General features: G+C 34.9%; 8 protein-coding genes and 1 tRNA gene. 4 read left to right on the forward strand and 5 right to left on the reverse strand.

Going from position 1 to position 10075, the window contains the following annotated elements; all coding sequences use genetic code 11:
* Positions 1-27: 27 nt before the first annotated feature.
* On the reverse strand, positions 28-1104 hold the full coding sequence (locus AAEO57_RS09310; RefSeq protein ID WP_341691891.1) for a DUF481 domain-containing protein: 1077 nt from the start codon (positions 1102-1104) through the stop codon (positions 28-30).
* A gap of 241 nt (positions 1105-1345) precedes the next feature.
* Here AAEO57_RS09310 and AAEO57_RS09315 point away from each other — a divergent pair, with 241 nt between their 5' ends.
* Together AAEO57_RS09315 and AAEO57_RS09320 are read left to right on the forward strand one after the other, a co-directional pair.
* Entirely contained in the window at positions 1346-2962 is a 1617-nt protein-coding gene (locus AAEO57_RS09315) for a S8 family peptidase (protein WP_341691893.1), read from the forward strand.
* A 64-nt stretch (positions 2963-3026) separates the two neighbouring features.
* A complete protein-coding gene (locus tag AAEO57_RS09320; protein WP_341691895.1) occupies positions 3027-4907 on the forward strand; it encodes a M1 family metallopeptidase in 1881 nt (626 codons plus the stop codon).
* A gap of 104 nt (positions 4908-5011) precedes the next feature.
* Here AAEO57_RS09320 and AAEO57_RS09325 read toward each other — a convergent pair whose 3' ends face one another.
* From AAEO57_RS09325 to AAEO57_RS09340, 4 genes are all read right to left on the reverse strand, one after another.
* Positions 5012-5623 (reverse strand): superoxide dismutase, encoded by a 612-nt coding sequence (locus AAEO57_RS09325; RefSeq protein WP_341691897.1) that lies wholly within the window; start codon positions 5621-5623, stop codon positions 5012-5014.
* Positions 5624-5759: 136 nt separating this feature from the next.
* Positions 5760-6389, reverse strand: a complete 630-nt coding sequence (gene pth / locus AAEO57_RS09330) for an aminoacyl-tRNA hydrolase (protein WP_341691899.1) — start codon at positions 6387-6389, stop codon at positions 5760-5762.
* A 591-nt stretch (positions 6390-6980) separates the two neighbouring features.
* Complete coding sequence (locus AAEO57_RS09335; protein ID WP_026727205.1) at positions 6981-7592, reverse strand: 50S ribosomal protein L25/general stress protein Ctc; 612 nt, start codon at positions 7590-7592, stop codon at positions 6981-6983.
* Positions 7593-7713: 121 nt separating this feature from the next.
* Entirely contained in the window at positions 7714-8655 is a 942-nt protein-coding gene (locus AAEO57_RS09340; protein ID WP_111378835.1) for a ribose-phosphate pyrophosphokinase, read from the reverse strand.
* 285 nt (positions 8656-8940) lie between these two features.
* Here AAEO57_RS09340 and AAEO57_RS09345 point away from each other — a divergent pair.
* Together AAEO57_RS09345 and AAEO57_RS09350 are read left to right on the forward strand one after the other, a co-directional pair.
* Positions 8941-9020: transfer RNA gene (locus AAEO57_RS09345), tRNA-Leu, on the forward strand.
* Positions 9021-9289: 269 nt separating this feature from the next.
* On the forward strand, positions 9290-9982 hold the full coding sequence (locus AAEO57_RS09350) for a hypothetical protein (RefSeq protein ID WP_341691907.1): 693 nt from the start codon (positions 9290-9292) through the stop codon (positions 9980-9982).
* Positions 9983-10075 lie beyond the last annotated feature (93 nt).

Here is a 10075-nt window from a genome sequence, read left to right on the forward strand (position 1 = left end):
GTAAATCACTAAATATAAATAAACTTTTTAATCCAGTTTCCAGCCAAAAGTGGTCTGAAAAACATAATCGTCTTTTGAAGCACCGTCCTTAGGTTTGTTGTCATAGTTGTAGACAAACGAAAGTTTTATGAAAAAATCTAAAGGGAGATCGTATTTGGTATCTAAGTTAAAATCGGTTCTAACCCTTTTGTTTTCGGTTATACTTGGAAAAACGGTTACTTTTGACTGAATGCTAAAATCGCCGACATCGTATAAATTCAAATCAGTTCCCAGAAAGAGCTCCAAACTTTTATTAGGTTCGCTTGTGCCAATATAACGTTCGTGGTTGAATGACAAGCCGGCTGCCACACCCCAATATTTTTTGTTGCTGTGCATAAGATATTTTCCATATCCTGCTTTTGAAATGATACGCAGGTCAATGTCTTGTTCTGTATTGGATAAAGTAGTGACCGATAAAGGGATAAAATAATCCTTAGGAAGCAGGTGTATATAGCTTAAATCAGTGTCAATTCTTCGAATAGGATCGCTGTCATCCTGTATTGACTGAATTTGTTTATATGTTGCAGTTCCATACCATCTTTTTGCAGTGTAGCCTAGATTTACATTTACAGTCAATTGTTGTAGATTTTGTGCCTTAGTTAATTTTATTCCCGCATCAAAACTGGCGTCAAGCCTGTCCCAAAAACTGTTATTAACTGGTTTGATATAAACAATTTCGTTAAGCTTTACTTCAAATATGGTTTTACTGTCAACATTAGTAATTTGACATTTATAGGGGGTTTTGCCTTTTGAAAGGATTCCGTTTAATAAAAGCCCAGAACTCAGGCTTATAATATGGACTTTTGTTGAAGAAATATATTTTAATTCTTTCCATTCCAGTTTAAAATCATCCTTGCTGTAATCTGTTTCTATTTGGAGTACACCTTTATTCATTATTTTTATTTCTCCAATTATAACATCATTGTTTTTAAGGACTAAAGTATCGGTTGTATGCTCATAAACTGCTTTTGGTATTTGATTGCTCTTGAGCGCTAAGGTGTCAGGTGTTTGCGCACTGATTTTAAGAAAAAATAAAATAAAAAATAAAAAGCTAATTTTATTCATATACAGCATTCATTTCTTTGGTTATCAACTCGTAAGAATAAAGTTAGGGATAATTTTTACAGGAAAAACATATTCATAAAAAAATCCAGTTTTCAACGAATGAAAACTGAATTTTTTAGTTTTACTAACACAAAAAATATACTTTCAGGCATAAATTTCATAACACAGTGTTAACGGTTAGTTTTTTGTAACAAAAAAGCATAATTTAGACCCATCTTTAACTTTTATTAGAATCATATACATGAATCATACAAAATCAAATTGTTTGTCTGCTTTTGCATTGCTTGTTTTAGCAGGTTTTAGCGCTACTTCTCAGGCGCAGGTTTCAACACCCAAAACGGCTATTACAGCTCCTTTGGCTATTATTAAAAAAGCGCCGGTTACTGAAAATGAACTGAAAAGATGGTCTCATCTGGATCTTATTAAGGATTCTATTCCTGGAATGAGTGTAGATAAAGCTTACGCTGAATTACTTCAAGGAAAAACAGGTAAAAAAGTAATTGTTGGAGTTGTAGATTCTGGTGTTGATATCGAACACGAAGATCTAAAGGGAGTAATCTGGACTAATCCAAAGGAAATTCCGGGTAACGGAATCGATGATGATAAAAATGGTTATATCGATGATATTCACGGATGGAATTTTCTGGGAGATGTCGTGAAGGAAAATCTTGAAATGACCCGTATTGTTAAAAAAGGCGATGACGGTTCTGAACAATATAAAAATGCTCTTGCGCAGTATACTGAAAAATACGAAAAAGCATTAAAAGATAAGGAACAGGTAGATTTTTTACTGGATGTACATAATACTATAAAAACAGCTTTAAATAAAAAAACGTATAAAAGTGAAGATTTGAATACGATTACTTCTACTGATCCAAAAGTAGCCAGAAGTAAAGCTGTAATGACACAAATTTTTACAAATGCAGGGCCAACTTTCGATCCTGAAGCTGAATTAGGAGACTATAAAGGCCATGTTTATAATCAGTTAAATTATAATTTAAATAAAGATTTTGACGGAAGAAAGCCTTTAGGGGATAATGCCGAAGATATTAAAAGTACTAAATACGGAAACAATATCGTTTTTGGACCAGACAAGGAAGAAGCATTACATGGTACTCACGTTGCCGGGATTATTGCGCAGGTTCGCGGTAATAATTTAGGAGGAGACGGAGTTGCAAATAATGTAGAGATTTTGACTGTAAGAGCCGTTCCGGATGGAGATGAATATGATAAAGATATTGCTTTGGCAATTCGTTATGCTGTTGATAACGGTGCTAAAGTAATCAACGGAAGTTTTGGAAAAAGTTTTTCGCCACATAAACAATGGGTTTACGATGCTATTAAGTATGCGGCAAAAAAAGACGTGTTGATTGTTCACGCAGCTGGAAACGACGGTTATAATATTGATGAGAAGCAAAACATTAATTATCCAAACGATTCTCAGGACAACGTAAAAGAATTCGCTGACAACGTTATCACAATCGGAGCAATTAATAAGGTATATGGAGAGGCAGTAATTGCTGATTTTTCTAACTTCGGAAAAATAAATGTAGACGTTTTTGCTCCGGGTGAAGAAATTTACGCAACGATTCCTAATAATAAGTATAAATATTTACAAGGAACTTCAATGGCATCTCCAAATGCTGCGGGAGTTGCAACTTTGATTCGTTCTTATTATCCAAAATTAAAGGCTTCACAAGTAAAACAGATTTTGATGGAGTCAGGTGTTTCACTTCCGGCAAATGTAGCTTTAGGAGAGAACAATGAGGTTAAACCGGCATCAGAATCATCTAAAACGGCTAAAATGGTAAATGCTTACAATGCTTTGCTATTGGCAGAAAAAATGTCTAAAAAATAAAATAACATAGACTATTAATCTAATGGAAGGGCCAACGCTCTTCCATTTTCTATTACATATAAACATGCGAAAAATTATTTTACTTTCTTTTTTGAGCTTTGGGTTGAATACGACTTTTGCGCAAAATACCCCATATTGGCAACAGCACGCCGATTATAAAATGGAGGTTTCGATGGATGTAAAAAACTATCAGTACAAAGGAAAACAAGAGTTGGTTTACACGAATAATTCTCCTGATACTTTGCGAAAAGTATTTTATCACTTGTTTCCAAATGCTTTTCAGCCGGGAAGCGAAATGGATGCCCGTTTGCATTTTATAAAAGATCCTGACGGAAGAATGGTAATCAAGGTAAAAGGAGCTGATGGGAAAGAGGTAAAACAAAGCCGTATTGAATCTTTGAAACCAAACGAAATAGGATTCTTAAAAATCACAAATTTCAAACAAGATGGAGCTGTTGCTCAGACAAGGGTTTCAGGAACTATTTTAGAAGTGACTTTGGTTAAGCCAATTTTACCAAATTCGAAATCGGTTTTTACTTTAGATTTTGATGGGCAGGTTCCGGTTCAGGTGCGTCGTTCAGGAAGAAATAATTCTGAAGGAGTAGAGCTTTCCATGTCGCAGTGGTATCCAAAATTAGCCGAATTTGATTTTGAAGGGTGGCATGCAGATCCTTATATTGCAAGGGAATTTCACGGTGTTTGGGGTAATTTTGATGTAAAAATTACAATTGATAAAGATTACACTATTGGTGGTTCCGGATATCTTCAGGATAAAAATACAATTGGACACGGTTACGAAGATGCTGGGGTAACAGTTGTTTATCCTAAGAAGACAAAAACGCTTACTTGGCATTTTATTGCGCCAAATGTGCATGATTTTACATGGGCGGCTGACAAAGAATACACGCACGATATTGTAAAAGGACCAAATGATGTTGATTTACATTTCTTCTACAAAAACAATCCAAAAACAACAGAAAATTGGAAACAATTAGAGCCTTTAATGGTAAAAGTGATGGATTATTACAATCATAGAGTTGGTCAATATCCGTATAAACAATACTCATTTATTCAGGGAGGAGATGGCGGAATGGAGTATGCGATGTGTACTTTAATGTTGGGAAATGGAACTCTTGAAGGAATTCTCGGAACGGCAACTCACGAATTAGGGCACTCTTGGTTTCAGCATATTCTGGCTTCAAACGAGTCAAAGCATCCGTGGATGGACGAAGGATTTACAACGTACATCGAAGACAGTGCTTTGAATGAATTAGCAGGAGATAAAAAAGTGGTAAATCCGTTTAAAGGAAATTATGCGGCGTATTATCAATTGGTAAATTCCGGTAAAGAACAATCACAGACAACTCATGGAGACCGTTATGATGAAAATCGTCCGTACAGTATTTCATCTTATGTAAAAGGGAGCATCTTTTTATCGCAATTAGAATATGTAATTGGAAAAGACAATGTAGATGCTACTTTAAAAAGATATTTCAACGATTTTAAATTCAAACACCCAACTCCAAACGACATCAAAAGATCTGCAGAAAGAGTTTCGGGAGCAGAGTTAGACTGGTATTTGACAGACTGGGCTCAAACTACTAATACAATTGATTACGGAATCAAAGATGTTGCTGATGATTCGGGAAAAACAACTGTTACTTTAGAAAGAATCGGCAGAATGCCAATGCCAATCGATTTGAAAATAGAATATGCAGACGGAACTTCTGAGACATTCTACATTCCTTTAAGAATGATGAACTTCATTAAGCCAAACCCAAATCCGAATGAGAAAAGAACTGTTTTGAATGACTGGGCCTGGGCGCAACAAAACTATAATTTTACAATTAACAAAAACAAAACAGCAATCAAAAAAATCACGATTGATCCAAGTGGATTAATGGCTGATGTAAAGCCTGCCAATAATGTTTTTGAAGTGAAATAGAGATTTATAAAATGTTGCCTCAAAATGGTAATGATAAATAGATAAATAAAAAACCGATTAGTTCATTTCTGAATTAATCGGTTTTTTATTTATTGTTGAAAAGACTATTTGTCTAAAGCAAATCTTCTTGCAACTTCTGTCCAGTTGATTACACTGAAGAACGCTTCGATATAATCTGGTCTTCTGTTTTGGTAGTTTAAGTAGTAAGCATGCTCCCAAACGTCCATTCCTAAGATTGGAGTTCCACCGTTACCAGCAACTTCTGGCATTAATGGATTGTCCTGATTAGGAGTTCCTACAACTTCTAATTTTCCTCCTTTTTGAACAACTAACCAAGCCCATCCTGAACCAAATTGTGTTGCACCTGCTTTAGCAAATTTTGCTTTAAATTCTTCAAAAGTTCCGAAAGAAGCTTCGATTGCAGCTAACAAATCACCTGTTGGTAATCCGCCTCCGTTTGGAGACATAACAGTCCAGAATAAGTTGTGGTTGTAGAAACCCCCACCGTTATTACGAACAGCTGCGTTAGATTTATCTAAATTGATTAAGATATTTTCAATTGTTTTTCCTTCTAAATCTGTACCTGCAATAGCAGCGTTAAGATTTGTTGTGTATGCATTATGATGTTTTGTATGGTGGATTTCCATTGTACGCGCATCAATATGTGGTTCTAATGCGTCATATGCATAAGGTAATTGTGGTAATTCAAAAGCCATGATATATGATTTTATGATTTATAATAATTTATCCAAATTTATACATTTAACTTTGGAATAGAAAATACTATTTCGTTATAATTCAATTTAATTAATTGATAATTTGTTTTTTTAAAGATTAAATACTTGTAAATCTTTATTTTCCATTGAAACTGGTCATGGTATTTTCTAAACCGGCAGTTCCAAAAGTTTTGATTATTTCTGCAGAAATTTCTAAACGTTCCGGAAGTTTTGCTTTTTCTTCTTCGTCCCATTCTCCTAAAACATAATCTACCTGCTGCCCTTTTTTGAATTGATCGCTAATACCAAATCTGAAACGGGTATAGTTTTGTGTATTTAAAACTAAATTGATGTTTTTTAAACCGTTGTGGCCGCCATCGCTCCCTTTTGGTTTGATTCTAATGGTTCCGAATGACAGGTTTAAATCGTCTGTAATGACCAAAATATTCTCTAGCGGAATGTTTTCCTTATCCATCCAATATTTTACCGCTTTACCGCTCAAATTCATATAAGTATTTGGCTTTAAAAGAAAAAAGGTTCTTCCTTTAAATTTATACTCAGCCAGCGAACCTAGTTTTACGGTTTCGAAAGAAAGCCCTTCTTTTTTTGCTAAAAAGTCTAGGACTTTAAATCCGATATTGTGTCTGGTGTTTACGTATTCGGCTCCGATATTTCCTAATCCGACGATTAAATATTTCTTCATATTGTCTTCTATGTTCTCTTCTTTTGATTTTGATGAAAACAGTTTTGTTATCCATTTTATCATGATTGCAAAAGTAAGATTAATTAGAGAATGTGGCAATTGGATAATTAGATAATTTGAAAATGTGACAATTAGATAATTGACTGTTGCCCGTGATTTAACCGCAAAGATCGCAAGGGTTTTGCGCTAAGAATGCTAAGAAATAGCTTTTACTGAGATTTGCAAGAAACACAAAGACTTCGACTTCGCTCAGTCTGACAACTATGAAAAACTTAGTATCTGAGACTCTTAGCAACTTAGGACCTTATGAAAAAGATATTTCCTTGCTAGCCCTGACAGAAGCGGCATCCTTTTTCTGGTTTCTTTAACCAGGAAAAGATACAGCGGATGGCAGGAACGTTACGTCTTATGAAAACGGAGAGTTGCTGCTTCTAAAAAATAATTAGAGAATTTGAGAATGTGTCAATTAGATAATTTCTTAAAGAGAGCTTCGACTTCGCTCAACTTGGCAAATATTATACGTGTCAGGCTGAGCGGAGTCGAAGCCGTTTCAAAATAAAAAAACCTTAGCATCTCGGCCCCTTAGAAACTTAGACGCTTAAAAAAAAAGCCCCAATCGTAAGATTGAGGCTTTTTGTATAGAGTTGAAAAAAATTATTTTTTCTTTCCTTTTGCAGGAGCTTTTGCAGCTTTTGCAGCCTCTTGAGCAGCTTTCATAGCAGCACGAGAGATTCTCACTTGACAAACAACTGTGTTGTCTGGGTGCATAATTTTGTACTCTGGTTTTCCAACTTTAGTAACATATAATTTGTTACCCATTTCAAGTGGAGTGATGTCAGCTTCAACAAAATCAGGAAGATTTGCTGGTAAAGCTTTAACTTTTAATTTACGTTGGTTTAAACGTAAAACACCTCCCGCAAGAACACCTTTAGATGTACCAACGATTTTCACAGGAACTTCCATTGTGATTTCTTTATCATCAAATAATTGGAAGAAGTCAATGTGTAAAATTTTGTCAGTTACTGGGTGAACTTGGATATCTTGCAAAATTGCATTGAATGATTTTCCTTTTCCAAGCTCAATCACAACTGTGTGTGCATTTGGAGTGTAAACCAAGTTTTTGAACGCTGCAGCGTCTGCTGAGAAGTGTACTGCTTGATTTCCTCCGTATAACACGCAAGGAACCGCTCCAGCATTACGTAAGGCTTTAGTTGACACTTTGCCCACGCTTTCTCTTTCTGATCCTTTAATTGTAATCGATTTCATTGTAAAAAAAAATATAGTTATTAATATAAATATTCTATTTTGTTGTAAGCCTCAGGCACAAGGCTTTAAGCTTTTTAATGATGGGCAATGCTTACGACTTAAAGCGTAAAGCATATTGCTTTTACATTATAAATTTTCCACTGATGGAATTATTGTGGTGAACCATCTGCATAACCTCAGCAAATAGAGGCGCACAGCTTACCACTTTTATCTTTTTTGACTCTTTCTTTAACGGAATAGAATCGGTAACGATTAATTCTGTTAGTTTAGAGTTTTCGATTTTTTCGTAGGCTCCGCCAGATAAAATAGCGTGCGTACAAATTGCTCTTACACTTAGCGCTCCTTTTTCGATCATAAGGTCTGCCGCTTTCGCTAAAGTTCCTCCTGTATCGATCATGTCGTCTACTAAGATTACGTTACGTCCTTTTACTTCACCAATTAGCTCCATAGTATCTATAACGTTGGCTGCTTTTCTTTGTTTGTAACAGATTACTACGTCTGATTCTAAAAACTTAGAGTAAGCATATGCTCTTTTTGAACCTCCCATATCTGGAGATGCAATTGTTAGATTTTCTAAATTTAAACTTTCTACGTATGGTAAAAAGATTGTAGATGCAAATAAATGATCTACTGGTTTTTCAAAGAATCCCTGAATCTGGTCTGCGTGCAGATCCATTGTCATGATTCTTGTTGCTCCTGCAGCTGTTAATAGGTTTGCTACTAATTTAGCTCCAATCGGAACTCTTGGTTTGTCTTTTCTGTCCTGTCTTGCCCAACCAAAATAAGGCATAACAGCTGTAATATGTCTTGCTGATGCACGTTTTGCCGCATCAATCATTAACAACAATTCCATCAGATTATCTGCACTTGGAAAAGTTGAACATACGATGAATACTCGTAAACCTCTGATTGATTCTTCGTAAGATGGCTGAAATTCTCCATCACTATACGTTGACATCGTTACTTTTCCTAACGGAATCCCGTAGTCTTTTGCAATTTTTTCTGCAAGATAAACACTTTGTGAACAAGCAAAAATTTTAGCTTCTGGTTCTAGGTGCGACATTGTAATTTGTTGTTTTATTCCTTGGTTTCATGTAGATTTGGTCAAATTGTTTTTTTTTCTTCCAAATTCCGTATTTGCCTCGGATGTAGTTAGTTGTGTGTGCTTCGTTTTAACGAGGTGCAAATTTATAAAATTTATTGGAGACTGAAAGGAAAATTTTGAGTATTTTTAGTAGAACTTTTAATTTTATTTTTTACATTTGCACCGTGTTAAAGGAATAAGCACATTTTCGCTTATTCTATTGCGTTAAAATAGTCAAATTTTGATTGTTTTTTCGTCTGCTAAGCCCGGATGGCGGAATTGGTAGACGCGCTGGTCTCAAACACCTGTGGGAAACCGTGCCGGTTCGACTCCGGCTCCGGGTACATTAACGGAAAAGCTGTCATTTTTGGCAGCTTTTCGTTTTTTTAGTACCTTCTGAAGTTTTTATATTTCTGGTCAGAACCTTAATTGCCTTATTTATTTTAGCGGTTCGACAATTTTTCTTTCAAATAGAATCAAAAAACCATTAATCTAAAACCCCAATCCAGCACTTAAACGTCTTTAAGAGCGCTTCATCGTTAAAGCAAAAAGTAAATAAAACATAATTAGTATCTTTAATATACAATACGGTTTTAATTTTATTTGAATTATCATGAAAGCTTGTGTCGTACACTTTATAGTGCTTGCAGGTGTTTTTTCGTTGAATTGTTTTGGTCAGGTAAGTCAGGTGATTAATAATGTAGATGTTCGAAAAGCACCCTTAAAGTTTGATGACAAATCCGATGAAGATCTTGTTATAGAATCGTATTGTGTTGAAGAAGTGATTAATCTGGCAGGTGGAAAAAAAAGAATTACAACATATGAGGTTTCAAAACTGGATATGATTAATACTTATGATCTTGGGCCTAATAATACCAGGACTGTAACGGCTATATACAAAAAAGCCTACGTTAAAGCGACTGATCCTATAGCGCCTTCGAAAATTACAACTATCGAAGCTAAGCAGGTTATTCAGCCTGTCACTATTAAAGCTACAGTTCCTGAATACAGCAAAAAATCTGTAAGCATAGATGTTTTAAATATATATGCTAATGTTGTAGATAAAGGATATAAATCTGCAGACATGCTTAAAAAAGTTGCTGATAAATATTATTTTGAAAATGATTTCGAAGCTGCTGCCAAATGTTATTTACAGTTATTTAGTGTTGAAGAAAATTCGGAACCTGTCTTTTATTTGCGATGTGCTAAATCTTTAAAGGCAATCAATCAGCCGGAAAAGGCAGAGGAGATGATTAGGTTGTTTGAAAGTAAAAATGGATCAAGAACAAAACCTGGGGAACAATAATTAAATATTCTGATATTTGTAAAAAAAAGCATAGAATTGGATTCGTATATAGAGCTATTGAAATTAATCCTACCTGAATTTTTGATTGAAAAT

Source organism: Flavobacterium calami (assembly GCF_038290035.1).
Classification (GTDB): domain Bacteria; phylum Bacteroidota; class Bacteroidia; order Flavobacteriales; family Flavobacteriaceae; genus Flavobacterium; species Flavobacterium calami.

Bases quoted from the DNA above. Each gene is read 5' to 3' on its own strand.
- AAEO57_RS09310 (WP_341691891.1), bottom strand. From the start codon at position 1,104: ATGAATAAAATTAGCTTTTTATTTTTTATTTTATTTTTTCTTAAAATC.
- AAEO57_RS09315 (WP_341691893.1), top strand. From the start codon at position 1,346: ATGAATCATACAAAATCAAATTGTTTGTCTGCTTTTGCATTGCTTGTT.
- AAEO57_RS09320 (WP_341691895.1), top strand. From the start codon at position 3,027: ATGCGAAAAATTATTTTACTTTCTTTTTTGAGCTTTGGGTTGAATACG.
- AAEO57_RS09325 (WP_341691897.1), bottom strand. From the start codon at position 5,623: ATGGCTTTTGAATTACCACAATTACCTTATGCATATGACGCATTAGAA.
- pth (WP_341691899.1), bottom strand. From the start codon at position 6,389: ATGATAAAATGGATAACAAAACTGTTTTCATCAAAATCAAAAGAAGAG.
- AAEO57_RS09335 (WP_026727205.1), bottom strand. From the start codon at position 7,592: ATGAAATCGATTACAATTAAAGGATCAGAAAGAGAAAGCGTGGGCAAA.
- AAEO57_RS09340 (WP_111378835.1), bottom strand. From the start codon at position 8,655: ATGTCGCACCTAGAACCAGAAGCTAAAATTTTTGCTTGTTCACAAAGT.
- AAEO57_RS09350 (WP_341691907.1), top strand. From the start codon at position 9,290: ATGAAAGCTTGTGTCGTACACTTTATAGTGCTTGCAGGTGTTTTTTCG.